Source organism: Pseudomonas sp. OF001 (assembly GCF_904426495.1).
Lineage (GTDB): Bacteria > Pseudomonadota > Gammaproteobacteria > Pseudomonadales > Pseudomonadaceae > Geopseudomonas.
The window spans coordinates 1-24,497 of record NZ_CAJGBM010000063.1 but is presented as its reverse complement, the minus strand read 5'-3'; the positions used below and the strand labels follow the sequence as shown (position 1 = coordinate 24,497).

General features: G+C 70.0%; 21 protein-coding genes and 1 pseudogene. 11 read left to right on the top strand and 11 right to left on the bottom strand.

Annotated elements, in window-relative coordinates; genetic code table 11:
* Nucleotides 1–156: 156 nt before the first annotated feature.
* The gene (locus RA210_RS19585) at nt 157–1,647 is read left to right on the top strand and encodes an aldehyde dehydrogenase family protein (RefSeq protein WP_201487733.1); all 1,491 of its coding nucleotides are present in this window, start codon (nt 157–159) and stop codon (nt 1,645–1,647) included.
* Nucleotides 1,648–1,696: 49 nt separating this feature from the next.
* On the opposite strand, the gene RA210_RS19580 is transcribed toward RA210_RS19585, so the two are convergent.
* A complete protein-coding gene (locus RA210_RS19580; protein ID WP_201487732.1) occupies nt 1,697–2,425 on the bottom strand; it encodes a DUF4198 domain-containing protein in 729 nt (242 codons plus the stop codon).
* A 13-nt stretch (nt 2,426–2,438) separates the two neighbouring features.
* A complete protein-coding gene (locus tag RA210_RS19575) occupies nt 2,439–4,532 on the bottom strand; it encodes a TonB-dependent siderophore receptor (protein ID WP_201487731.1) in 2,094 nt (697 codons plus the stop codon).
* A gap of 350 nt (nt 4,533–4,882) precedes the next feature.
* Here RA210_RS19575 and RA210_RS19570 point away from each other — a divergent pair, with 350 nt between their 5' ends.
* The 4 genes from RA210_RS19570 to qhpG are packed head-to-tail and all read left to right on the top strand — an operon-like array spanning nt 4,883 to nt 10,503.
* The gene (locus RA210_RS19570; RefSeq protein WP_201487730.1) at nt 4,883–6,799 is read left to right on the top strand and encodes a sigma-54-dependent Fis family transcriptional regulator; all 1,917 of its coding nucleotides are present in this window, start codon (nt 4,883–4,885) and stop codon (nt 6,797–6,799) included.
* Complete coding sequence (locus RA210_RS19565) at nt 6,793–8,526, top strand: ABC transporter ATP-binding protein (protein ID WP_201487729.1); 1,734 nt, start codon at nt 6,793–6,795, stop codon at nt 8,524–8,526. The genes RA210_RS19570 and RA210_RS19565 overlap by 7 nt, the downstream gene beginning before the upstream one ends.
* Entirely contained in the window at nt 8,516–9,190 is a 675-nt protein-coding gene (gene qhpE, locus RA210_RS19560; protein ID WP_201487728.1) for a subtilisin-like serine protease QhpE, read from the top strand. Before RA210_RS19565 ends, qhpE begins: the two co-directional genes overlap by 11 nt.
* Nucleotides 9,187–10,503, top strand: a complete 1,317-nt coding sequence (gene qhpG, locus RA210_RS19555) for a flavin-dependent monooxygenase QhpG (protein ID WP_201487727.1) — start codon at nt 9,187–9,189, stop codon at nt 10,501–10,503. The genes qhpE and qhpG overlap by 4 nt, the downstream gene beginning before the upstream one ends.
* A 158-nt stretch (nt 10,504–10,661) precedes the next feature.
* On the opposite strand, the gene RA210_RS19550 is transcribed toward qhpG, so the two are convergent.
* Together RA210_RS19550 and RA210_RS19545 are read right to left on the bottom strand one after the other, a co-directional pair.
* A complete protein-coding gene (locus tag RA210_RS19550) occupies nt 10,662–12,008 on the bottom strand; it encodes a hypothetical protein (RefSeq protein WP_442963411.1) in 1,347 nt (448 codons plus the stop codon).
* A 55-nt stretch (nt 12,009–12,063) separates the two neighbouring features.
* Complete coding sequence (locus tag RA210_RS19545) at nt 12,064–13,557, bottom strand: aldehyde dehydrogenase family protein (RefSeq protein ID WP_201487726.1); 1,494 nt, start codon at nt 13,555–13,557, stop codon at nt 12,064–12,066.
* A gap of 398 nt (nt 13,558–13,955) precedes the next feature.
* Here RA210_RS19545 and peaA point away from each other — a divergent pair, with 398 nt between their 5' ends.
* The 4 genes from peaA to peaD all read left to right on the top strand — a co-directional run bounded on the left by peaA (nt 13,956) and on the right by peaD (nt 18,509).
* The gene (gene peaA / locus RA210_RS19540) at nt 13,956–15,530 is read left to right on the top strand and encodes a quinohemoprotein amine dehydrogenase subunit alpha (RefSeq protein ID WP_136491519.1); all 1,575 of its coding nucleotides are present in this window, start codon (nt 13,956–13,958) and stop codon (nt 15,528–15,530) included.
* A gap of 70 nt (nt 15,531–15,600) precedes the next feature.
* Nucleotides 15,601–17,031, top strand: coding sequence for a quinohemoprotein amine dehydrogenase maturation protein (gene peaB / locus RA210_RS19535; protein WP_136491520.1), 1,431 nt, complete (start codon nt 15,601–15,603; stop codon nt 17,029–17,031).
* Nucleotide 17,032: 1 nt separating this feature from the next.
* Nucleotides 17,033–17,356 (top strand): quinohemoprotein amine dehydrogenase subunit gamma, encoded by a 324-nt coding sequence (qhpC, locus tag RA210_RS19530; RefSeq protein WP_136491521.1) that lies wholly within the window; start codon nt 17,033–17,035, stop codon nt 17,354–17,356.
* Between the two features lie 28 nt (nt 17,357–17,384).
* A complete protein-coding gene (peaD, locus tag RA210_RS19525) occupies nt 17,385–18,509 on the top strand; it encodes a quinohemoprotein amine dehydrogenase subunit beta (RefSeq protein ID WP_201487725.1) in 1,125 nt (374 codons plus the stop codon).
* 259 nt (nt 18,510–18,768) lie between these two features.
* Here peaD and RA210_RS19520 read toward each other — a convergent pair whose 3' ends face one another.
* The 5 genes from RA210_RS19520 to RA210_RS19500 are packed head-to-tail and all read right to left on the bottom strand — an operon-like array spanning nt 18,769 to nt 22,183.
* Nucleotides 18,769–19,308: a cytochrome C gene (locus tag RA210_RS19520; protein ID WP_201487724.1), complete on the bottom strand. Its 540-nt coding sequence runs from the start codon at nt 19,306–19,308 to the stop codon at nt 18,769–18,771.
* Between the two features lie 14 nt (nt 19,309–19,322).
* Nucleotides 19,323–19,847 (bottom strand): methylamine dehydrogenase light chain, encoded by a 525-nt coding sequence (locus tag RA210_RS19515; protein WP_136491524.1) that lies wholly within the window; start codon nt 19,845–19,847, stop codon nt 19,323–19,325.
* Between the two features lie 21 nt (nt 19,848–19,868).
* Nucleotides 19,869–20,486 carry a methylamine dehydrogenase accessory protein MauD gene (mauD, locus tag RA210_RS19510; protein ID WP_136491525.1) on the bottom strand — a complete coding sequence of 206 codons (618 nt, stop codon included), beginning with the start codon at nt 20,484–20,486 and terminating at the stop codon, nt 19,869–19,871.
* A gap of 4 nt (nt 20,487–20,490) precedes the next feature.
* Nucleotides 20,491–21,030, bottom strand: a complete 540-nt coding sequence (locus tag RA210_RS19505; protein ID WP_201487723.1) for a MauE/DoxX family redox-associated membrane protein — start codon at nt 21,028–21,030, stop codon at nt 20,491–20,493.
* Between the two features lie 10 nt (nt 21,031–21,040).
* Nucleotides 21,041–22,183, bottom strand: a complete 1,143-nt coding sequence (locus RA210_RS19500; protein ID WP_201487722.1) for an amine dehydrogenase large subunit — start codon at nt 22,181–22,183, stop codon at nt 21,041–21,043.
* 227 nt (nt 22,184–22,410) lie between these two features.
* Here RA210_RS19500 and paaX point away from each other — a divergent pair, with 227 nt between their 5' ends.
* Nucleotides 22,411–23,337, top strand: a complete 927-nt coding sequence (gene paaX, locus RA210_RS19495; RefSeq protein ID WP_136491747.1) for a phenylacetic acid degradation operon negative regulatory protein PaaX — start codon at nt 22,411–22,413, stop codon at nt 23,335–23,337.
* A 58-nt stretch (nt 23,338–23,395) separates the two neighbouring features.
* On the opposite strand, the gene RA210_RS19490 is transcribed toward paaX, so the two are convergent.
* The gene (locus tag RA210_RS19490) at nt 23,396–23,893 is read right to left on the bottom strand and encodes a calcium-binding protein (protein WP_136491746.1); all 498 of its coding nucleotides are present in this window, start codon (nt 23,891–23,893) and stop codon (nt 23,396–23,398) included.
* On the opposite strand from RA210_RS19490, the pseudogene RA210_RS19485 reads away from it, so the two are divergent.
* Nucleotides 23,810–24,163, top strand: a pseudogene (locus tag RA210_RS19485) (IS30 family transposase); the annotation flags it as partial. The gene RA210_RS19490 and the pseudogene RA210_RS19485 overlap by 84 nt on opposite strands.
* A 210-nt stretch (nt 24,164–24,373) precedes the next feature.
* Here RA210_RS19485 and RA210_RS19480 read toward each other — a convergent pair.
* The coding region (locus RA210_RS19480) for a transposase (RefSeq protein ID WP_201485414.1) at nt 24,374–24,497 on the bottom strand (124 nt) is incomplete at its 5' end.

Sequence of the window (24,497 nt, the reverse complement as noted above, 5' to 3'; positions counted from 1 at the left end):
GCAGCCGGCCTGGCAGCCTCGGCAATGTGCCTGGCACGCACGGACCAGCTTCGCCGCCGACGCCTGCGCACAATGGCCCGTCCATGAGGATGGGCCGGCCCGCGGCTGCCCGTCCGTTCCTGCGCGCCAGCGCATTTCCGGAATCGAGGTACCCGCATGAGTCTCGTCAACGTCCTGCCGCAGGTCGCGGCCTTCCTCCAGCGCCGCCACGGCTGCTTCATCGACGGCCAGTGGCTGGTCGACGACAGTCCGCGCAGCCCGGTGGTCAACCCGGCCACCGGCGAGCGCATCGCCGAGGTCGCCGAGGCCGACGAGGCGCTGCTCGACCGTGCCGTGCAGTCGGCGCACGCCGCGTTCAGGAACGGCGTGTGGTCCGGCCTGCGTCCGGCCGACCGCGAGCGCATCCTGCTGCGCTTCGCCGCGCTGGTCGAGGAACACGGCGAGGAGCTGGCGCAGCTGGAGACCCTCAACCAGGGCAAGTCGATCAACATCTCGCGCATGCTCGACGTCGGCGCCAGCGTCGAGTTCATGCGCTACATGGCCGGCTGGGCGACCAAGATCGAGGGCCAGACCCTCGACGTGTCCATCCCGGTGCCGCAGGGTGCGCGCTACACCGCCTTCGCCCGCCGCGAGCCGGTCGGCGTGGTGGCCGGCATCATCCCGTGGAACTTCCCGCTGATGATCAGCCTGTGGAAGGCCATGCCGGCGCTGGCCTGCGGCTGCACCGTGGTGCTCAAGCCGGCCAGCGAGACGCCGCTGTCGGCCCTGCGCCTGGTCGAGCTGGCCCATGAGGCCGGCGTGCCGGCCGGCGCGCTCAACCTGGTCACCGGCCGCGGCAGCCGCATCGGCAACGCCCTGGCCGGCCACCCGCTGGTCAGCAAGGTGTCGTTCACCGGCTCCACCGAGGTGGGCCGCGGCGTCGGCATCGCCGCCATGCAGAACATGACCCGCTTCGCCCTCGAGCTGGGCGGCAAGAACCCGATGATCGTGCTGGCCGACGCCGACCTCGACAAGGCGGTGCAGGGCGCGCTGCTCGGCGGCCTGCTCAACCAGGGCCAGGTGTGCGCCGCCGCCTCGCGCTTCTACGTGCAGCGCTCACGCTATGCCGAGTTCGTCGACAAGCTGGGCGCCGCGGTGGCCAGCCTGCCGCTCGGTTCGGGCCTCGACCCCGACGCGGCGATCAACCCGCTGGTGTCGCGCAAGCAGCAGCAGAGCGTGCTCGAGCACATCGACAGGGCGCGCGCCGAGGGCGCCCGCGTGGTCACCGGCGGCCAGGCGCCGGCGCTCGACGGCTTCTACGTGCAGCCGACCGTGCTGGCTGACGTGCGCCAGGACATGGCCATCGCCCGCGACGAGGTGTTCGGCCCGGTGCTCGCGGTGCTGCCGTTCGACGACGAGGACGAGGCCATCGCCATGGCCAACGACAGCGAATACGGCCTGGCCGCCAGCCTGTGGACCAACGACCTGAGCAAGGCGATGAACCTGGTGCCGCGCATCGAGGCCGGCACCGTGTGGGTCAACGCCCACGTGCTGCTCGACCCCAACATGCCGTTCGGCGGGGTCAAGCAGTCCGGCGTCGGTCGCGAGTTCGGCCGCGCGGCGGTCGAGGCCTACACCGAGATCAAGTCGGTGTGCATCGCGCACTGATCGGTGCTGGAGACTGCCGGCCCGTGCAGTGGCGGGCCGGCAGGCGGGCTCACTCGTGATGGGCCTGGCCGACGAAGGTCAGCGAGGCGAACAGGCCGCGTTCCTCGATGTCCTTGTCGCCCTTCACCGGCAGGCTGACTTCGGCGGCGATGACGTTGAGGCCTTCGTTGCGCACCGTCACCTCGGCGCGACCCTCGGCGTCGGTTTCCGCGCTGACGCTGTCCGGGGCGCCGCGATAGTTGCCGATCAGCTTCACGCCGGCGGCCGGCTTGCCGTCCACCAGCACGCGCACCGGCAGCCTGTGGCCAGCGCCGACGCCGAGCGGGTCGCGCTCGGGGACGATGACCATCTTCAGCGGGGCGAGGTCCGGCAGCTGCGCGCCTTCCTCGTGGATCGCCAGGCTGTACTTCCAGGTGTGCAGCGAGCGCACCGATTCCGGCACCTGGCTGCGCCCGGCATTGATCCACTTCTTCTCCGGCGTCTGCGACCAGGCGCCGTTGTCCAGCGCCACGGCGAGCACCGCCGGTGCGGCCGTGGGCTTGAGGCGGGCGTGGTCGTCGAGGCGCTGGATCTCCACGGCGAGCGGGAGACCCTGGTGGTCGAAGGCCCAGGCGCCGCTGATCTTCTCGGCCTTGAAGGCGTTGTCCTCGGCGCCGTGGCCGTAGATGGTTTCGATCTGGCCGCGGCGCTGCTCGGTCCACAGGCCGTGGGCGGCGACGGGGCCGGCGATCAGGCTGCCGAGCAGGGTGGCGAGCAGCAGGTGGCGGGTACGGGGCATGGCGGACTCCTTGTCAGAGGTCGAGTGTCAGGTTGAAGGTCAGGTTGCGCGGTGCGCCGGGGGCGACCCACAGGGCGCTGTAGGACCGCTCGTAGTACTTCTCGTCGAAGACGTTGTTGAGGTTGACGCCCAGCCGTGCGCGTTCGCCGAGCGGGTAGTGGGCGAGCAGGTCGACGGTGGTATAGGCGGGCAGCTCGAAGTCGCTGCCGCTCTGGCCGAGGCGCGTGCCGACATGGGTGAGCGCCGCGCCGAGATCGCCGCCCTTGAGCCAGCCGTCCCGGAACTCGTAGACGCCGAGCAGGCTGGCGCTGTGCTCGGGCACGCCGAGCAGGCGGCTGCCGCTGGGCAGGCTGCTGTCCTTGGTGACCTCGGCGTCGATCCAGGCCCAGGCGCCGATCAGGCGCAGGGCATCGGTCAACTGGCCGCTGAACTGCAGGTCGATACCCCGGCTGCGCGCCTCGCCGGCGGCGCGGCTGAAGCTCGGATCGGCCGGGTCGGCGGTCAGCACGTTCTCCTTGGTCAGGTGGAAGGCGGCCAGGGTGGCGCCGAGGCGGCCGTCGAACAGGTCCAGCTTGACGCCGCTCTCGTAGCCGATGCCCTCCTCGGGGTCGAAGGCGCGGCCACTGGCGTCCAGCCCGCTGTTGGGCTTGAACGAGGTCGAGGCGTTGGCGAACAGGCCGACCTGCGGGGTCAGTTGATAGAGCAGGCCGCTGCGCCAGGTGACGGTATCCTGCTGCTGGTCAGTGCTGTTGCCGCTGACCCGGTTGTCGATGGTCTGCTCGTAGCGCTCCAGGCGCACGCCGAGCAGGCCGTGCAGGCCGTTGCCGAAGTCGAGCTGATCCTGCAGGTTGAGGGCCTGGCTGGTCACCCGTTCGTGGAAGTCGCTGCCCGAGCGGGCACCATCCGGGCGCGGACGGCCGTAGACCGGCTGGTAGATGTCGATGGCGCTGCGCGGGCGGATCTCGGTGACGCGTTCGTTCTTGCGGAAGTTCTCGTACTCGCCGCCGATCAGCAGGCGGTGCTCGATGCCGGCGAGATCCAGGCGGCCGTGCAGCTCCAGCTGGCTGATGCTGTCGTGCCATGTGGTGTCGCGCTCGCGGAAGCGCCGGGTCAGGGTGCGGCCGTCGGCGGCCAGGGACTGGTTCTCCGAGGCGAAGCCGGCGATGCGTCCGGTCTTGTAGTGGCTGGCCAGGCGCAGGTGCCAGTTGTCGTCGAGCACATGTTCGAGGCTGGCCTGCAGCTGGTCGTTGTCGTTGTCGATGTGGCCGTCGCTTGGCTCGCCGAGGAAGGTCGAGCGCGACACGCTGCCCAGCCGGCCGTTCGGCGCGACGATGCCGCGGTCGAACACCACGTTGCTGCGCGAGAACTCGCCCTCGACCAACAGGCGGGTGTCGGCACCGAGCTGCCAGGCCAGGCTGGGGGCGACGAACTGGCGGCTGTTGTCGACGTGATCGCGGAAGCTGCCGTTGTCCTCCACCGCCAGGTTGAGACGGCCGAGCAGATTGCCGGCCTCGTCCAGCGGCGCGTTGGCGTCCAGGCTGGTGCGGTAGCGATCCCAGCTGCCGGCGCTGGTCTGCAGGCGGGCGAAGGTTTCGGCCTGTGGCTTCTTGGTGACGATGTTCACCGTGCCGCCCGGGTCGCCGCGGCCGTAGAGGCTGGCGGCCGGCCCCTTGAGCACTTCGATGCGCTCGATGTTGGCGGCGTCCGGGGCGCTGGGGTAGCCGCGGTTGGCGCTGAAGCCGTCCTTGTAGAACTCCGAGGTGGCGAAGCCGCGCACGCTGTACTCGTACAGGGTCAGACCGCCGAAGTTGTTCTGCCGGGCGACGCCGCCGGCGAAGTCCAGGGCGCGCTCCACGCTGGTGCTGTCGAGGTCGGCAAGCACCTGGGCGGGGATCACGCTGATCGCCTGGGGGATTTCCTCGATGGCGCTGTCGCTGCGCGTGGCGCTGGCCGAGCGGCCGGCGCGATAGCCCTGCACCGGGCCGTCGGCGGTTTCCCAGGTGTCCTCGATCGTCAGGCTGTCAAGCTCCAGTGGGGTGGCGGCGTGGACGGGGAGGGCGCTGGCGAACAGTGTCAGCAGCAGTCCGGCGCGTGGGGTGAACGGCATGGCGGTCTCTTTGGTGATGTAATAATGTATCTAATGATAAATATTATCAAATAAAAGGCAATGTCGATGTGCCGCTCCGCGCACCCTGCATCGCCGCTCTGGCGCGGAACTTGCTGCAACTCGGGCAGTCCGGACGGCTACCGGGTTGACCTTTACGTCAACGGGGTGCCGTGCAATGCTGTCCGCCCGCTCCCCTGCGCCCTGCCGGCGCCGGGGGCGCAGTGAACGACGGCCATCCGCTCCCCGGGCGATGGTTTCCCCCGGCCACACCTGGTGCGCCGGCGGGTGGTTTCCACTCACTCCGGCGCCTGCCGGGGCGGGCTTCCGAGTCGTGATTCGCTGGAGTACCCATGGCCCTGTCGACAAGAACAACAGAAGACTTCATCGGGGCTTCGCGCAGGATCCGCCAGACCTTGCGGTCCGGCGGGCGACTGCCCGAAGGCGTCCTGCGTGCCGAGATCGACGCCTCCTGGCGGCGCAGCCTCGACTTCGGCGTGAGCTGCGACGAGCCGGCGCTGGCCAGCGACGCCGCGCCCGACGCCGAGCAGGTGCTCGCCGTCAATCGCCTGCTGCTGGATGCCGCGACCCCGCAGCTCGACTACCTGACCCGCCAGCTCGGCGACAGCGGGCTGATCATCCTCGGCGACAGCGAGGCGCGCGTGCTGGCCATCGAGGGGCAGACCGCCCAACTGGCGCGCTTCGGCCTGCACGACCTGCGCGTCGGCAGCTGCTGGAGCGAGGCGCTGCGCGGCACCAACGCCCTCGGCACCGCGCTGGTCGAGGCGCGGCCGACGCTGATCGACTGCGGCGAGCACTACCTCGACCGCCTCAGCCAGTTCTCCTGCACCTCGGTGCCGATCCGCGACCCGCAGGGCGGCGTGGTCGGGGTGCTCGACCTGACCCGCGTCGGCCTGATGGCGCAGCCGCAGGACAACCTCGCCACCCTGATGCTGGCCGCCAGCCAGATCGAGAGCCGGCTGTTCGCCAGCCTGCATCCCGAGCAACTGGTGATGGCCTTCCACTGCCGCCGCCAGTACCTCGACTCGCCCTGGCAGGGCCTCTTGGCCCTCGATCTGGACGGCACGCTGCTGGCCGCCAACGACCAGGCCTGTGCGCTGCTCGAGCTGCCGCGCGAGCTGCTGCTCGGCCGGCGCTGCGCCGAGCTGCTCGGCGGCGACAGCCAGAACCTGCTGCGCCGTCTGCAGCAGGGCGCTCCGCTCAGCGTGCAGACCGCGCGCGGCGAGTTCTGCTGCCGCACCCTGCAGCTGCCGGCGGCCGCTGGCGCCGCCGCCAGCGCCGGCCTGTGGACGGGAGTGCGGCCGACGCCGGCGCGCGCCGACTGCCTGGAAGCCCTGGCCGGCGACGATCCGCGCCTGGCCCGCGCCCTGCGCATGGCCCGCCAGGGCCTGGCCGGCGGCCTGCCGGTGCTGCTGCTGGGCGAAACCGGCACCGGCAAGGAGGTGGTCGCCCAGGCGCTGCACCAGGCCAGTGCGCGCGCCGATAAGCCGTTCGTCGCGGTCAACTGCGCGGCCATCCCCGAGGGACTGATCGAATCCGAGCTGTTCGGCTACCGCGAGGGCGCCTTCACCGGCTCGCGCCGCGGCGGCATGGTCGGCCGCCTGCAGCAGGCCCACGGCGGCACCCTGTTCCTCGACGAGATCGGCGACATGCCGCTGGCCCTGCAGGCGCGCCTCTTGCGCGTGCTGCAGGAGCGCAAGGTGCTGCCGCTGGGCGGCGGCGCCGAGCAGGACATCGACGTGGCGATCGTCTGCGCCACCCACCGCGACCTGCGCACTCAGGTGCAGGACAAGGGCTTCCGCGAGGACCTCTACTACCGCATCAACGGCATCAGCCTGCGCCTGCCGGCGCTGCGCGAGCGCGAGGACCTTGCCGCGCTGATCGAGCGCCTGCTGGCCAAGCTCGGCGCGCCGCAGGTGCGCCTGGACGCCGACCTCACCGAACTGTTCGAGCAGTACGACTGGCCGGGCAACATCCGCCAGCTGGAGATGGTGCTGCGCGCCGCGCTGGCCATGCGCGAGGACGACGAGAGCCTGCTCGGCCTCGACCACCTGAGCGACAGTCTGCTCGACGAGCTGACCGCCAGCACCCGCCAGGCCAGCAGCATCCGCGAGAACGAGCTGAAACTGATCCGCGACACCCTCGACCGTCACCAGGGCAACGTCTCCGCCGCCGCCGAGGCGCTGGGCATCAGCCGGGCGACCCTGTACCGCAAGCTCAAGCAGCTGCGCGGCGGACCGGCATGCTGAGTCTGCTGGTCCGCCTGATCGACAGCCCCGACCGCGCGCTGCTGGAGCGTTCGCTGCGCTGGCTGTTTTCCTTCGTGCGCCCGCACGGGCGGGCCATCGCCGGGCTGCTCGGCCTGTCGCTGTGCGCTTCGCTGCTGGTGCTGGCGCAGCCCTGGCTGACCAAGACGCTGATCGACGAGGGCCTGCTGGCGCGCGACTTCGACCGCCTGCTGCAGGTGGCGCTGGCGATGATCGGCGTCGGCGTGCTCGGCACCCTGCTCGGCGGGATCAACCGCTACCTGTACACCCGGTTGTCCGGACGCATCCTGTTCGCCCTGCGCGACGCCCTGTACCGCCACCTGCAGGGCCTGCCGCCGACCTTCTACGCGCGCAAACGGATCGGCGACCTGCTGTCGCGCCTGGACGGCGACGTCGCCGAGATCCAGCGCTTCGCGGTCGACGCGCTGTTCTCCGCGCTGTCCAGCGTGATCGGCCTGTGTGGGGCGGTGGCGCTGATGCTGGCGCTGTCCTGGCAGCTGTCGCTGCTGCTCGCCGTGCTGGTGCCGCTGGAGGTGCTCTGGCTGCGCTGGATGCGCCGCAAGGTCGAGTGGCACAGCCGCGCGCTGCGCGAACGTTCGGCGGACGTCTCCTCGTTCCTGGTCGAGACCCTGCCGGCGATGAAGTTCATCCAGGCCGCCGGCCAGCAGGAGCGCGAGGCGCAGCGCCTGGAGCGCCTCGGCCAGGGCTACATGAGCCAGCTGCTGCGCCTGCAGCTGACCGAGTTCTTCACCCACGCGGTGCCCGGCACCCTGACCTCGCTGTCGCGTGCCGCGGCGTTCATCGTCGGCGGCTACTGGGTGGTGCAGGGCACCTGGCAGCTCGGCGCGCTGATCGCCTTCTCCACCTACCTGGGCATGGCGGTCGGGCCGGTGCAGAGCCTGCTCGGCCTGTACGTCGCCCTGCAGCGCATGACCGTCAGCCTCGGCCGGGTCATGGAGCTGCGCGCCGAGCCGCCGGCCATCGCCGCGCCGGCCGAACCGCGGCCGCTGCCAACAGGCCCCGGCGAGCTGCGCCTGGAAGAGCTGTGGTTCCGTCACGACGGCCGCCAGGACGCCGTGCTGCGCGGCGCCAGCGCCTGCCTGCCCGGCGGGCTGAAGGTGGCGCTCAGCGGCCCCTCCGGGGTCGGCAAGTCGACCCTGATCGACCTGCTGCAGCGCTTCCACGACCCCGAGCGCGGCCGCATCCGGCTCGACGGCGTCGACCTGCGCGAGCTGGAGCTGGCCGAACTGCGCCGCGCCATCGCCGTGGTCAGCCAGGACATCGTGCTGTTCCGCGGCAGCCTGGCCGACAACCTGGCCTACGCCGCGCCGCAGGCCAGCCGCGCCGAGATCGAGGAGGTCGCCCGCCTGGCGCGCCTCGACGAGCTGCTCGCCAGCCTGCCGCAGGGCCTCGACAGCCCGCTCGGCGAGCGCGGCCAGCAGCTCTCCGGCGGGCAGAAACAGCGCATCGCCATCGCCCGCGCGCTGCTGCAGCAGCCGCGCATCCTGGTCCTCGACGAGGCCACCTCGGCGGTCGACGAGGCCACCGAGCGCGAGGTGATCGCCGCCATCGACCGGCTGTTCGCCGGGCGCACGCGCCTGCTGATCAGCCACCGCGCCTCGACCCTGGCCGAGGTCGACCTGCACCTGGAACTGGCCGACGGCCAGCTGCGCGAGCGCGTGGGGCAGGGGGTGAGCCATGGGGTCTGAGCTGCTGATCGGCGTGGTCGACAGCGGCCACGCGCCACAGCAGGCTGCGCAGGTAGCAGCGGCGCGCGCCTTCCGCCTGGACGGGGAAGGGCTGCAGGAGGGTGTGGCGCAGGCCGACCGCCTCGGCCACGGCACGGCGGTGCTGGAGGCGCTGGCGCTGCAGCCGGGCGTGGTGCGCGGCTGTGTCGCCCAGGTGTTCGCCGAGCGCTGGCAGACCAGCCCGTTGCAGGTCGCCGCGGCCATCCACTGGCTCATCGACCAGGATGTGGCGCTGATCAACCTCAGCCTCGGCCTGCGCCAGGACCGCCCGCTGCTGCGCGCGGCCTGCGCGCGCGCGCTGGACGCCGGGGTGCTGCTGTGCGCCGCCAGCCCGGCGCAGGGCGAGCCGGTGTGGCCGGCCAGCTATCCGGGCGTGCTGCGCATCACCGGCGACGCGCGCTGCGCGGCGGGGCAGTGGTCGTGGCTGGACAGCGCCCAGGCCGACTTCGGCGCGCCGGTCACCGCCGGCGGCCTGGCCGGCGCCAGCCTGGCCTGCGCCAACTTCAGCGGGCTGCTCGCCCGCCATCTGCAGCAGCATCCGGGCAGCGACCGCGCGGCGCTGCTCGAACATCTGCGCCGCCAGGCGGCATACATCGGCCCGGAGCGGCGCGGGAGGCAGGCATGAATTCGCTACGCATCGCGGTGCTCGGCGCCGGCCCGGCCGGGGTGGCGGTGGCCATCGGCCTGCGCCGCCTCGGCTACGAGGTGTGCGTGGTCGGCGAGTGGCGGCGCTTCGCCGCGGTGGAGGGCGTTTCCCAACGGGTGCTCGACGGCCTGCGCCAGGCCGGCCTGACCCACGCGCTGGCCAGCGCCGACCGCGCCTCGCCGCGGCGGGTGCTGTGGAACGGCGCGGCGAGCGCGCTCAATCAGGAATTCCTCCTCGACCGCCCGCGCTTCGACGCCGCGCTGCGCGAGGACCTGCGCACCGCCGGCGTGGCGCTGCTCGAGGCGCGGGTGCGCGAGCTGCACAGCGACGCGGGCGGCCACCGCCTGCTGCTGGAAGGCAGCGGCGGCGAGCTTGAGCTGCAGGCGCAGTTCCTGGTCGAGGCGCGCGGCCGCCAGGCACCGCTCGGCAGCCGCCGCCTGCGCGGCCCGGAGACGGTGAGCCTGCTCAACCAGTGGCAGGAGGAGCCGGGGCGCGGCGGTTCGGCGGTGGAGAGCCTGCCGGACGGCTGGGCGTGGATGGCGCGCCTGGAAGACGGCCGCTGCTACTGGCAGATCACCCTGGACGCGGCCAGCGGTGCGCTGCCGGCGCGCGATACCCTGCCGCAATGGTGCGCCCAGCGCCGTGCGCAGTCGGCGCGGGTCGCCGAGCTGTTCGGCGCCGACGCGCTGCAGCCGGCCAGCCTGCACGCGCGCAGCAGCACGGCGATCCTCGCCCTGGAGACCGGCGGCGCCAACTGGCTGCGGGTCGGCGATGCGGCGATGGCGGTCGATCCGCTGTCCGGCAACGGCATCTTCCAGGCGCTGTCCTCGGCGCTGCAGGCTCCGGCGGTGATCAACACCCTGCTCACCCGTCCCGAGCGCGCCGGGCTGGCGCTGGCCTTCCACCAGCGCCGCGTCGAGCAGCTGTTCCAGCGCTTCGCCCGCACCGGCCGCGACTTCTACGCACTCGAAGAACGTTGGACGGAGCAGCCGTTCTGGGCGGCGCGGTCCAACTGGCCGGACAGGGAACCGCTGCACGCGCCGGCCGACTTCGCCAGCCTCAGGGTGGAACGCGCGCCGGTGCTGCGCGACAACCTGGTGGCCGAGGCCGAGGTGGTGGTCAGCGCCGACCAGCCATTGGGCATCTGGCACCTGCAGGGCATCGAGCTGGCGCCGCGCCTGCGCCGCCTGCAGGCCGGCGAGCCGTTCGCCCAGATGGCTGCCGACCTGCCTGCGCCGCAGCAGGCGATGCTGCGTGGCTGGTTGCACAGTCAGGGCTATTCGGGGGCGTAGGGCGGGGGCGTATGGGCAACTCGCGCAGCGATTGCCCAGCGGGCAGCTTGCACCCGCAGCGGCGGTAGAGGATCGCCGCGCGAGTCTTCTTATGCCGTCGGCAAAAAAATGCCGGGCCGCCCGTTGCCCCGGGCGGTCCGGCCAGGGAGGGTGACCGGTCAGAAGAAGGTGGCGAAGACCAGCTGGCTGTACAGGTTGGTGTCGTCGCCGCCGAGCTGGGTGCCGCCCTCGGCGGCGCTGCGCTCGGGCCGGTAGAGGCCCAGCACCGGGCTGATCAGCAGGTGGTCGTTGACCATCCACTCGATGTACAGGTCCAGCTCGCGGCCGCCGAGGTTGCCGAGGTCGGTGTCGATGCTGTCGAAGTCGAAGTACAGCGCACCGACGGTCAGGTTCTCCACGGGCGTTGCCTTGAGGCCGAGGTGGTGGACGCGGGAGTTGCTGTTGAACGGGCCGGCGTAGTTGGCCGCCACCTCGCCCTGGAACCAGGTGCCGTAGCCGCGGCTCAGGCCGTAGAACAGCGGGTCGAAGGCCTCGGAGAAGCGGCTGTAGCGGTAGGTGGCAGTCGGCGTCCAGGGCAGGGCGGCGAAGGTCCAGCTGCCTTCCAGGTACCAGGCGTTCTCGGTGCCGCTGTCCTTGTCCTGGCTGGCGTACTCGAAGGCCAGGTTGAGGTTCTCCACGCCCAGCCCGCCCGCGCCGCGCAGGCTGACGGTGTCCATGCCGTCGCGCTCGAGCTGCGCCGGGCTGGCGAAACGCTCGTTGACGTCGAGGCCGCGGATCCAGGTCAGGCCGAGGGTGCCCGCTTCGGCGACGTGCTCGAGGGTGGCGATGGCCAGCTCGGTCTCGGCCTGGGCGCGGTTGTCGGATTTCAGCCAGATCAGGTCGCCGCGCAGGCCCTGCTCGCCGCCCAGGCGCAGCACGGCGGTCTGGTCGAAGGCCTTGCGCGCCGCCAGGTAGTAGGCGCCGCCGCGGTCGTAGTCGGCGCCGAGGTCGACGTCGCCGAAGTTCAGCGAGTCGCCGTTGACCAGGAAGCCGTCGCCGACGCTGAGGTTCTGCCGGCCGAAGGAGAGGTCCACGCCGTTCTCGCCGAGCGCCGGGAACAGGTCGCCGGAGCGCCAGCCCAGGTAGGCGTCCTCGACGTCGGTCATGCGCTCGCTGCCCAGGGTGAAGCCGGCGGCGTCGCCGTCGCCCCAGGTGCCGGAGCTGAGCAGGTTGAGCGCGCCGTACAGGCTGCCGGCGCCGCCGAGGGCCTGGCTGCCGCTCAGGCCGTACTTGACGTAGCCCTCGCGCCAGCTCGAGCTGCCGGCGCTGCGGTTGCCGAAGCCGAGCTCGTAGCTCTCCTCGCTGTGCATCAGGCCGAACACCGCCTCGAGGTCGGCGTTGAGTACGCTGCCGTCCCGGTTGTACAGCTCGTAGGCGCTGGCCGGGACGGCGGCCAGGGCGGCGACGGCGCTCGCCAGCGCCACGGCCAGGGGTGCGCGTGGCGCGCGATGGATGGTTCGCTGCATGGGCAACTCCATTTGGTCAATGGAGCGGCCGGTCGGGTGCCGGCCGCCGAGGGATTCACAGGCGCATCAGCACCGACTTCAGCTCGGTGTAGTGCTCGATGGCCGCCGCGCCCATCTCGCGGCCGAGGCCGGACATCTTGTAGCCGCCGAACGGCAGCGCCGGGTCGAGGGCGCTGTGGCAGTTGACCCACACCGAGCCGGACTTGATGCGCGGCACCAGGCGGTGCACGGCGGCCAGGTCGTTGGACCAGATGCTGGCGCCCAGGCCGTAGGGGTTGTCGTTGGCCAGCTTGACCACCTCGTCGATCTCGTCGAAGGGCATCGCCACCAGCACCGGGCCGAAGATCTCCTCCTGCACCAGGCGGTGCTGCTGGTCGACGTCGACGATCACCGTCGGCTGCACGAAGAAGCCGGGGCCGAAGCGCTCGCCGCCGCAGGCGACGGTGGCGCCCAGTTCGCGGCCGAGCTGGATGTAGTCGTGCACGCGCTGCTGCTGGCGCGCCGAGATCAGCGGGCCCATGTCGACGCTGGCGTCCAGGCCGTTGCCGAGCTTCATGCCGTTGGCGATGCCGGCGATGTCGGCCACCACGTTGTCGAAGTGCTTGCGCTGCACGTACAGGCGCGAGCCGGCGCAGCACACCTGGCCCTGGTTGAAGAAGATCGCCCCGGCGGCGCCGGCGGCGGCCTGCTGCAGGTCGGCGTCGGCCAGCACGATGGTCGGCGACTTGCCGCCCAGCTCCAGGGTCACCCGGGTCATGGAGTCCATGGCGGCCTTGCCGATCTGCTTGCCGACCTCGGTGGAGCCGGTGAAGGTCAGCTTGTCGACGCCCGGATGGCGGGTCAGCGCGGCGCCGGCCTGCGCCCCCGTGCCGCTGACCACGTTGAACACCCCGGCCGGATAGCCGGCTTCGAGCACCAGTTCGGCCAGCTTGAAGGCCGACAGCGGGGTCTCGTCGGCCGGCTTGAGCACCACGGTGCAGCCGGTGGCCAGCGCCGGACCGAGCTTCCAGCAGGCCAGCAGCAGCGGGAAGTTCCACGCGACTATGGCGCCGACCACGCCCACCGCCTCGCGGCGGATGTAGCCGTGGAACTCGTCACCCGGCATCAGCGGCATCGATACGTCGACAGTGCTGCCCTCGATCTTGGTCGCCCAGCCGGCCATGTAGCGCAGGAAGTCGATGGCCAGCTGCACGTCCATCACCCGCGCCACCGCGGCGCTCTTGCCGTTGTTCAGGCACTCCAGCTCGGCGAGTACTTGGGCGTCGCGTTCCATCAGCTCGGCCAGGCGCCACAGCAGGTTCTGCCGCTCGCGCGGGCGCATGCGGCTCCACGGCGAGTCGTCGAAGGCGCGGCGGGCGGCCTGCACGGCCAGCTCGATGTCCTCGGCGCCGCCCGCCGGCACCTGGCACAGCGGCTCGCCGCTGGCCGGGTTGTACACCGGCATGCGCGCGCCGGCGACGGCGTCGACCCACTCGGCGCCGATCAGCATCTTCTGCGGGCGGTCGAGGAATTCGCGGGTTCGGGGATGGATGGGCAGGGAAGTGGGCATGGGGGGACCTCTCGGGTTGTTTGCCCATCCCGGTACAACCGCCGTGCCAACTCGCTTGTTTAACTTAAGTAACTGAAATAAATGGTTTTTTTTCAGGATTACGGCGGCAGTGGGGCATCCGCCTGTCGCAGTTTGAGACGTTGCGGCGCAGGGCTGCGACAGGCGCCGCCGGCCCTGCGGCGCTGCGTCGCGCGGCTGTCTCAGTTTGCAACCGCTGTCTCGAAATGTGACGCCGCGGCTGTTTCCCTGGCCTCGCCAGGAGGCCGAAAAAAGACGCCATCCCGTTGTTTTCAAAAGGCTTTCCGATGAATGGCACGCAATGTGTATCGGTCCGTCGCAGGGGCGCATCCGCCGTGCCGGGGTGCCGATCAGAACAACAGCGAGGAGAGCCGATATCCATGATGACAAGACTCCGCTACTACGTCGGGGCCGCCAGCCTGGCCGCGGCCGCCGCCGGTCTGGCGCAGCCGGCGCTGGCCGCCGGGCGCACCGGCGAGCAGATCCTGGGCGAGACCTGCGCGGCCTGCCACGCCAGGGAAGGCGACCAGCAGTTCAGCCGCATCAGCCACCAGCGCAAGACGCCGGAAGGCTGGCTGATGAGCATCGCGCGCATGCAGGTGATGCACGGCGTGCAGATCGACGACGCCGACCGCCGCACCCTGGTCAAGTACCTGGCCGACAAGCAGGGCCTGGCGCCCAGCGAGACCGAGGGCGTGCGCTACGCCATGGAGCGCCGCCTCAACACGGTGGAGCAGTTCGACGACCAGTTCGCCCAGATGTGCGCGCGCTGCCACTCCGGCGCGCGGGTGGCCCTGCAGCGCCGCCCGGCCAAGGAATGGGAGCACCTGGTCAACTTCCACCTCGGCCAGTGGCCGTCGCTGGAGTACCAGGCGCAGTCGCGCGACCGCGACTGGCTGCCGATCGCCCTCAACGAGATGGTGCCGAAGCTGGCCAGCCAGTATCCGCTGGACAACCCGGCCTGGAGCGACTGGCAGAAGGCCAGGCCGACGGCCGCCGCGCTGCCGGGGCAGTGGAGCTTCAGCGGCCACCTGCCGGCCCGCGGCGACGTGCGTGGGGTGATGACGGTGAGCGCCGCCGAGGGCGACAGCTTCAAGGTCAGCCTCGAGGGCCAGTACGCCGACGGCAAGCCGCTCAAGGGCAGCGGCTCGGCGATCCTCTACAACGGCTACGAGTGGCGCGGCACCCTCGAGGTCGACGGCGTGGCCATGCGCCAGGTGTTCAGCGCGCTGAACGGCGAGATGCGCGGGCGCATGTTCGAGAGCGAGCACGACGAGCGCGGCCTCGACTTCGTCGCCGCCAAGGCCGGCACGCCGCGCCTGCTCGCCGTGCAGCCGGGCTACCTGAAGGCGGGCAGCGAGGCCGAGCTGACCCTGGTGGGCAGCGACCTTTCCGGCAAGCCGGACTTCGGCCCGGGCGTCGCGGTGGTCAAGGTGCTGGAGCAGAGCCCCGAGCGGATGCGCGTCAGGGTCAGGGCCGCGGCCGATGCCGCCGCCGGCAGCCGCAAGGTCGCGCTGGGTTCGCTCGAGGGCGTGAACCTGGCGGTGTACCAGTCGGTCAGCGAGGTCAAGGTGGTGCCGGCCTTCTCGGTCGCCCGCATCGGCGACAACGGCGGCTCGACGCCCAAGGTGCAGGGCCGCTTCGACGCCGAGGCCTGGGGCCAGGACGCCGCCGGCCAGGCCTTCCGCATCGGCTACCTGCCGGCGCAGTGGTCGGTGGCGGCGTTCAACGAGCAGGCCGAGGAGGACGAGGACGTCAAGTACGCCGGGCGCATGCAGGCCGACGGTGTGTTCGTGCCGGGCGACGCCGGTCCCAACCCGGCGCGCAAGATGTCCACCAACAACGCCGGCAACCTCAAGGTGATCGCCCGGGTCGAGGACGGCGGCAAGCCGCTCGAGGGCGAGGGCCAGCTGATCGTCACCGTGCAGCGCTGGAACAACCCGCCGCTGCCGTAAGCGCCCGCGTGCCGGGCGGGTCCGTCCCGCCCGCAGGGCAACGACGAGGGCAACGAATCCGGAGGCCGCCATGGGCGCAATCTTGAATCTGGTCGAGCGCAACCTGCACGAGGTGCAGGTCAACGACGACCGTCTGCTGTTCCACATCCCGAGCAGCTCGCTGTTCGCCGCCGACGCACTCACCGGCGGCATCATCGACGCGCTGCGCGGCGCGGGCTGCTCGCCCGAGGCGCTGGCGCAGCGCCTGGCCGGGCGCTTCGATGGTGCGGAGATCGACGAAACCCTGCGCGAGCTGATCGCGCTGGAAGTGGTCAGCGACGGCTCGCCGCTGACCCCGGAGATCGCCGTGCGCCGGGTCGAGCGCACCGCGCTGAACACCGTGGTGCTCAACGTCAACACCGGCTGCAACCTGAGCTGCACCTACTGCTACAAGGAAGACCTCGACAAGCCGTCGGCCGGCAGGAAGATGCAGTACGACACCGCGATCGCCTCGGTGGAGATGCTGCTCAGGGAGTCGCCGGACGAGGCGCGCTACACCGTGGTGTTCTTCGGCGGCGAGCCGCTGTCCAACCGCGCGCTGATCGAGCAGGTGGTGGACTGGTGCGAGGCGCGCTTCGCCGAGCTGGGCAAGGCGGTCGACTTCGTGATGACCACCAACGCCACCCTGCTCACCGAGGAGATCGTCGACTGGCTCAACGCCCATCGCTTCGGCCTGTCGGTGAGCATCGACGGGCCGAAGACGGTGCACGACCGCAACCGCATCACCGTGGGCGGGCAGGGCACCTACGACGTGGTGCGCAAGAAGGTGGACATGCTGCTGGCGCGCTACGACAGCCGCCCGGTGGGTGCGCGGGTGACCCTGACCCGCGGCATCACCGACGTCGAGACGATCTGGAACCACCTGTTCAACGAGCTGGGCTTCGCCGAGGTCGGCTTCGCCCCGGTCACCTCCGGCGATGTCAGCGACTACAACCTGAGCGGCGAAGAGCTGGCTGCGGTGTTCGCCAACATGAAGGCGCTCGGCCGCCATTACCTCGCCGAGGCGCTGGTCGGGCGCAACATCGGCTTCTCCAACCTGCACCAGCTGCTCACCGACATCCACGAGGGGCAGAAGAAGGCCCTGCCGTGCGGCGCCGGGCTGAAGATGCTGGCGGTCGACCATGCCGGCGAGCTGAACCTCTGCCACCGCTTCACCGGCTCCAGCCTGCCGACCTTCGGCAACGTGCACGAGGGCGTGAAGCAGGTCGAGCTCAACGACTTCCTCTCCCAGCGCCTGGACCGCAGCGGTACCGGCTGCGACAGCTGCCGCATCCGCAACCTGTGCTCGGGCGGCTGCTACCACGAGAGCTACGCCCGCTACGGCGACCCGGCCCACCCCACCTATCACTACTGCGAACTGATGCGCGACTGGGTCGACTTCGGCATCGAGGTCTACCACCGGATCATGGCCGAGAACCCGGCCTTCTTCAGCCGCTTCATCGCACCGAGAAAGGCCCACTGACATGAAACATCTCAAGCCGCTCAACCAGAAAGCCCAGCTGCTCGACCAGGCCGCCGCGGAGGATCGCGTCGAGGAAGTCATCGCCATGAGCGCGGTGGCCGGCTGCACCGCCACCACCGACCCGGGCTGGGAGATCGACGCCTTCGGCGGCGTCGCCTCGCTGTGCCAGCCGATGGAGTCCGACCTGTACGGCTGCTCCGACCCGTGCTGGTGGCCGGCCCAGGTGCCGGACATGATGAGCACCTACCCGGACTGGAACAAGGACGCGCAGGACTCCGCACAGGACTGGCGCAACCTCGGCACCGTATTCCCGAAAGACCAGTGAACGGCCGCATACCAACAGGGGAACCGACATGAAGCTGCACACCATCAGCGGCCTGGCGGCCGCCATCGCCGGCGTCGTGCTGGGCCTGCCGGCGCACGCCGCCGGCGAAGCCGGCCCGGCGCTCAAGCCCGGCCACGAATACATGATCGCCACCAACTACCCGAACAACCTGCACGTGGTCGATCTGGCCAGCGACAAGGTCTACAAGACCTGCGTGATGCCCGATGCCTACGGCCCGGGCACCACGCAGATCGGCCCCGACCGCAAGACCGCCTACGTGCTCAACAACCACTACGGCGACCTCTACGGCATCGATCTGGACAGCTGCAGGACGGTGTTCCACGCGCGCCTGGCGCAAGGGCCGACCGAGAAGGCCCGCGCACTGTTCTCCATCGCCCTGAGTCCGGACGGCAAGGAGATCTACAGCGTCGCCAACCCGACCGACCTGAAGAGCGACCACTACGTGGTCAAGGCGCCGCGCCTGCAGGTCTACGCCACCGACGCCGGCCTCGACGCCAAGCCGCTGCGCAGCTTCGAGGTGCCGCGGCAGATCAGCATCATGCAGGCCGGTGCCGACGGCAGCCTGTACATGGCCGGCGCCGACGTCTACAAGCTCGACGTGCAGACCGGCAAGTACGAGGTGGCGCTGGCCAGCCGCAACTGGCAGCGGCCGCTGTACAGCCCGCCGGACGTGCTCTACGCCTGGCCGCAGCAGACCCACCTGGGCGACTTCTCGATGCTCTACACCGCGGCCAAGTTCAAGGACGCCAAGCAGGACCTGGCGACCGCCGACTTCGTCTACGGCTACTTCAGCATCGACCTGAAGACCGGCAAGACCACGGTGCAGGACTTCGCGCCGCTGACCGAGATCTACTTCACCGGCATGCGCTCGCCGAAGGACCCGAACCTGATGTTCGGCGTGCTCAACCGTCTGGCCAAGTACGACATCAGGGAGCAGAAGCTGCTGAAGACGGCGAAGCTCGATCACTCCTACTACTGCATCGCGCTGAACAAGGCCGGCAGCAAGGTCTACCTGGGCGGCACCTACAACGAGCTGGCGGTGTTCGACGCCGACAGTCTGGAGCCTGTCGGCAAGATCGAGCTGCCCGGCGGCGACATGGCGATCGCCACCACCCAGGTGTTCACCCGCTAAGCGCTATTCGGCTGACAGACGAGGCCGCTCTCCGCTCCGGTGGGGAGCGGCCTTCTTGCGTCTGCACGTCGGTGCAGGAGTCGCTTTCGCTGACGCGCAACGGCTGCGCGGCTTGCGGGATTCGGGCATGTCGGGGGCGCCAGGCGGGTACCCGGGCGTGGGGCAGGGGGCGTTCTGGGGGCTGGCGGGCAGGGCGGGCGGCTGGCCGGAAAAGAAACGGGCCGGCATCGCTGCCGGCCCGCGCATCGGCCCTTGGCGGTCAGGGCTGGCCCATGCCGTCGTCGATGGCGATGCCCTGCGCGCGCATCCGCGCGATCAGCCCGGCGCGGGTGCCGGGCAGGTTGAGCAGGGCGTTGTGGCGTACCCGGGCGACCTCCTCGGCGGTGTACGGCTGGAAGCCGGCCGGGGTGCTGGCGCCGGCCATGCCGTGCTGCGGATCGAGGATCCAGTTGAGCAGTTCGGCGATCTGCGCGTCACTGAGCGCGGCCTGGGCCACGCCGGGGACGCGGACGAGGAACTCGCGGCCGCCCTCGACGCGCAGGAAGTTGCCGACGAAACCGCTCATCTTCGGCGTGTCGTTGCGCGCCGAGCCCTCGCCGCTGCCCAGGTGGCAGCCGGCGCACTGCAGCTGGTAGTTGGTGGCCACGCTGTAGCCGGCCTGGGCGATGGGCGTCTGTGGCGCCTCGTTGCCCGGCGCCGGCTTCTGGTGCGGGTCGGGGAAGGCGCGGGCCAGGGCCGGGGGAGCCGCCAGTACGGCGGACAGTGCGGTGGCCAGTCCGGCGAGGATCAGCAGGCGCATGACGGCTCTCTCCTTCACTGGGCGACGCCGCGGATCACCGAGATGGTGCAGTTGTAGACGCTGTTGGACTTGGCGCCCAGGCACCAGTTGACGTCGTTGTTGTTGAACGGCCGGTACATCGGCTCCTCGCTGTCGTTGCGGGTACAGGCGCACTGGCCGCAGGCCTGCTTACCGCAGCAGTCGTTGTAGGAAATGATGTAGTTCTTGCCGTCGGCCGGGTTGCGGCAGGTGCCGATCCAGGTCACCTGGGAGACCTCGGTGCCGGGCGGGCACTTGGTGGTGGTGCCGCCGCAGCAGCTGCACAGGAAGCCGTCTACCGAGCAGTGACGCCAGTAGTCGCAGCTGTTCGGGTCGCCCGGATCGCCGGGGTTGCCGGTTTCGCCGGCGTGCGCCTTGGAGGCGCGGTCGATGGGCAGCAGCAGCGGCAGGGCGGCGCCGGCCACCAGCCAGGAGCCGATGCGGGAAAGTGCCTGGCGGCGCGAGGTGACGTCGGCGATCCGGCGGGCGGAGCGTTCGAACAGGATGTCCAGCAGTTTCATGGGGTGTCTCCTCGGACCTTGTTATTGGTGGATCTTCACGGCGCTGTCGTGCGCGTGGGCAGGGGTGTGCAGGTAGTCCTGCAGGGAGGCGATGCCCATGCGTTCGGCCTCGAACAGGCTGTCCAGGTGCTCGCGGGAGTTGACCAGGCCCTTGGCGCGCAGGATGCCGGCGGCATCGATCAGCGCGGCGTAGGGCAGCTTGCCGATCTGGTAGGTCATGCCGACCTCCGGGCCGACCACATAGCGCGCGTCCTCCAGCTTGAACTCGCGGATCAGCGCGGCCTGGGCCTCCGGCTCGCCGTCGCTGACGTAGATCACCTCGAGGTCGGGGCGCTCCTTGGCCACCGCCTTGATCGCCGGCAGCAGCGACTTGCACACCGGGCAGCTGGGGGCGAGGAAGAACAGCAGCTGGCCCTTGTCGGCCGGGTAGCCGAAGTTCACCGGACGGCCGTTGCGGTCGGCGGCGGTGACCCTGGGCGCCGGTTCGTTGACCGCCACGCCCTTGTCGATCATCAGTGCGCCGGCCGGCGCGAGGCGGCCGTGCAGCACGCCGATCTGGCGCACCAGGCCCATGAGGACGAAGGCCAGGGCGATGAGGAGCAGCCAGAGCAGGATGTTGGAAACGATCAGAGCTTCCATGGTTTCACCTTCCAGTCAGTTTGAGCAGGCGCGGGGCGTTGGTCAGCAGACCGTCGGCCGCCGCGTAGAGCAGCAGGAGTACCGCGGCGGCGGCGATGGCGACGAAGCCGTCGAAGGCACCGAGTTCACGGGCCAGCGGCGGCAGCGCGGCGAGCACGGCGAGGCCGAGCAGCGCGGCGTTGCGCAGCAGCAGCAGCGGGCGCAGCGGCTGGCTTTCGCCGGGGCCGGCGCAGCCGCAGTCGATGTCGCGGCGGCCGCGCCACAGGTTGACGGCGATGGCGCCGGCGTAGAGCGCCATCAGCGCGCCGGCGGCCACTGCCGCGCCGCCACGGCTGAACGGCAGCAGCAGGCCGAGGGCGACGGCGCCCTCGAGCAGCGGCAGGGCGCGCGCCGCCGGCCTGATCAGCGCCGTCGGCAGCAGGGCGTAGGCCTCCAGCTGCGCGGCGAACCAGCGCGGCGCGCGCAGCTTGTGGGTCGCCGCGGTCGCCAGGATCGCCGCCAGCGCCAGGGCGCAGGCGTAGATCAGGATCGGATCGAGTGGCATGGCAACCTCCTCAGTGGCTCTGCACCAGGGTCGGCGTCTTGGCGATCCCGGTCATGGTGCCGGTGTGCTTGCCGCTGTTCAGGTCGAACACCTCAAGGTCGCCGGTGACGGTGCTGGCCAGCAGCAGCGGCTTGTCGTCGCTGGTGGCGTGCAGGCTCCACATCAGGCCGGGCGCTTCCAGGGTACCGATCTTCTTGCCGGTCTTCAGGTCGAAGACCCACACGGTGTTGCTCGGATCTTCCCAGTTGAGCGGCTTGTGGTCCGGGTGCATCAGCACGTACAGGCGGTCGAGCTTGGGCGCCAGTGCCATGGTCTGCCAGCCGCCGGGGGCCCAGCCGGCCTTCTTCTCTTCCGCGCTGACCAGCGACCAGGTCGGCAGGAACTTCGGCTTGTCGCCGGACAGGTCGACCGGATGGATCTCGCCTTCGGTGGTGGTGAAGTAGTAGACGTCGCTCTTGGCCACCGCGCGCTCGACCATCTTGACCTGGTTGGGGTCGAACATCGGCGTCTGGTGGCGGCCGATCTCCTTGCCCTCGTCGTTGAGGGTGACCACCTGCAGGCTGCCGTCGCCGCACAGCGAGGCGAAGCGCCGCGCGCCCACCGGGTAGTTGAGGATGCAGCCGCCGATGGCGATCTCGTTGACCGTCTTGCGTGCCTTGGCATCGACCACGGTGACCGAGGTCGACGGGGTGAAGTTGTAGATGTAGACGAAGCGGTCGTCGCTGCTGGTGTTCAGCGCGTAGCGCTCGGTGATGCTGTTGGTGCGCTTGGGCGGAATCTCCACCTCCCACAGCGGCGACAGGGTCGAGCTGTCCCAGGCGGTCAGCATGTCGGTACGGGTGCCGCGCACGTAGCGCGACCAGTAGGTGTCGGCGGTGTAGAGGGTCTTCTGGTCGTGCGCCGGCACCATCGGCGCCATGCCGCCGGTGCTGAGCATGCCGAGCATGCGCTTGGCATCCGGATCGACCACCACCACGCGGGTAGCGATCATGTTGGTGAACTCGACGTCGACGATGTAGGCGCGGTGCGGCTCCGGCGGGAAGGGCAGGGTGACCTGGCCTTCCTTTTCCACCGGCAGCTCGGCCTGGGCCGCACCGGCCAGGGCGATGCCGAGGGCCAGCGTGGTGCGTGCAAGGAGGTGTGTTATTCGCATGGGATGGCTCCCTTGTTCTGGGTATTGGGCCGCGATGGCGAGCGCAGCGGTTGGCGTCCCCGAGTCTGCCGGGGCTGCCGTCGACCTGCATGGCTGTGCCTGCCAAGCACTTGTCTGCCAGTGCCATGCGCGGCGTGTCGGCCGAATGCCCGAGTGGCATGGTAGGACGGTAGCCTTACGCCCGATCCCCTAGGTATAGTCGCGATTTTCCGGCCAATCCCGTATCCATGACTTCCCTCGCTCCTCTGGCAAACCTGATCCAGCGCTTCCAGGAACAGACCCCCATCCGCGCCAGCTCGCTGATCGTCACCGTCTACGGCGACGCCATCGAGCCGCATGGCGGCGCCGTGTGGCTGGGCAGCCTGATCCAGCTGCTCGAGCCGATGGGCATCAACCAGCGGCTGATCCGCACCTCGGTGTTCCGCCTGACCAAGGACGGCTGGCTGAAGGCCGACAAGGTCGGCCGGCGCAGCTACTACAGCCTGACCGGTCCCGGCCGGCGGCGCTTCGAGAAGGCCTTCAAGCGGGTCTACAGCAGCAGCGTGCCGGCCTGGGACGGCGCCTGGTGCCTGGCGGTGCTGTCGCAGCTGGAGGCGGACAAGCGCAAGCAGGTGCGCGAGGAGCTGGAGTGGCAGGGCTTCGGCGCGCTGGCGCCGACCGTGCTGGCCAGCCCGCGCTGCGACCGCGCCGACGTGGCGGCGACCCTGCAGGAGCTGGAAGCGCTGGACGACACCATCCTGTTCGAGACCACCGCCCAGGAGGTGCTGGCCTCGCGGGCGCTGCGCCTGCAGGTCAAGGAGAGCTGGAAGATCGACGTGCTCGGCCAGCACTACAGCGAGTTCATCCAGCTGTTCCGCCCGCTGTGGCAGGCGCTGCGCGAGCAGGAGCGGCTCGAGCCGCAGGACTGCTTCCTCGCCCGCACCCTCTTGATCCACGAATACCGCAAGCTGCTGCTGCGCGACCCGCAGCTGCCCGACGAACTGCTCCCCGGCGACTGGGAAGGTCGCGCCGCGCGCCAGCTGTGCCGCAACATCTACCGGCTGATCTGCGCGCCGGCCGAGCAGTGGCTGAACCAGGTGCTGGAAACCGCCGACGGCCCGCTGCCGGAAGCCGGCGAGAGCTTCTATCGGCGTTTTGGCGGGTTGCAGGGCTGAAACGGAACGGCCGGGGCATTCGCAGCGAATGCCCCGGCCGCTGTTCAGATCGGAACGATCACTGCCAGTTGGCGGCGATCACCGTCTCCAGCTGAAGCTTCTGCTCGGCACCGAGGTTGCCCTCGCCGCCGGCCGGCACGCCGAAGGCGGCCATGGCGTCGACCAGGCTCTGCACCTGGCCTTCCAGCAGGGTCTTGCCATCGGCGGTCTTGAACTGGTCCAGGTGGTAGCTGCCGCCCGAATACCAGTTGCTGATGGTGGCCTTGTCGCCTGAGCCGATGATGCTCACCTCCAGGTTCGAGCCACTGCGGCGGAACCAGATGTCCTCCACGCCCACGTCACCGCCGAACAGCAGGGTATCCAGGCTGTCCGGGCTGGTGTCGTAGTCGTTGCCTTCGCCGCCGACGAACAGGTTGTCCTGCGCCGAGCCGCTGACGGAGAGGCGATCGTTGCCGGAGCCGCCGTACAGGCGGGCTTCAGCGCGGCGTTGAATCGCATGCCGCTGGCGGCGCGCAAGAGCATGACCTACGACCAGGGACGGGAGATGGCACGCCATGCGGAGCTCACCCAGAAGACGGGTGTGGCGATCTACTTCTGCGACCCGCACAGCCCTTGGCAGCGCGGTAGCAACGAAAACATCAACGGACTGATCCGGCAGTACCTGCCCAAGGGCACGGACCTGTCGGTATACAGCCAAGAGCAGTTGGATGCGATCGCCTACGAACTGAACATCCGACCGCGTAAGCGCTTCGGCTTCAAGTGCCCCATCGAGGTCATGACCGAGTTGATGGCCAAGCATCATGAGGCACCCGCCTCAATCCAGTAACCGTGTTGCACTCAGATCCTGCAACCGCCCTTTTCCACGGAGGCAGTCATTGCATCAAAATAATCATCCATGCTTGCCATATCAATCTCCATTTAAGTATTTAAAGAGCTTCAAAGTAGCTCCGTACACCACAAGGCAGCAGGCGCCAAATGCCCACCAAAAAGCAAAAACCATCAACAAATACAAAAAATCATACTTAATAAAAATGGTTCATCGCATTTTCCCGGGGAAGGCGGCCTTGATTTTCAGGAAAAAGTAATCGGCGTCCCTGAAGCCATAGGCCATGCGCTTGATCACCTTGATCCGGTTGTTCACCCCCTCCAGCAGGCTGGTG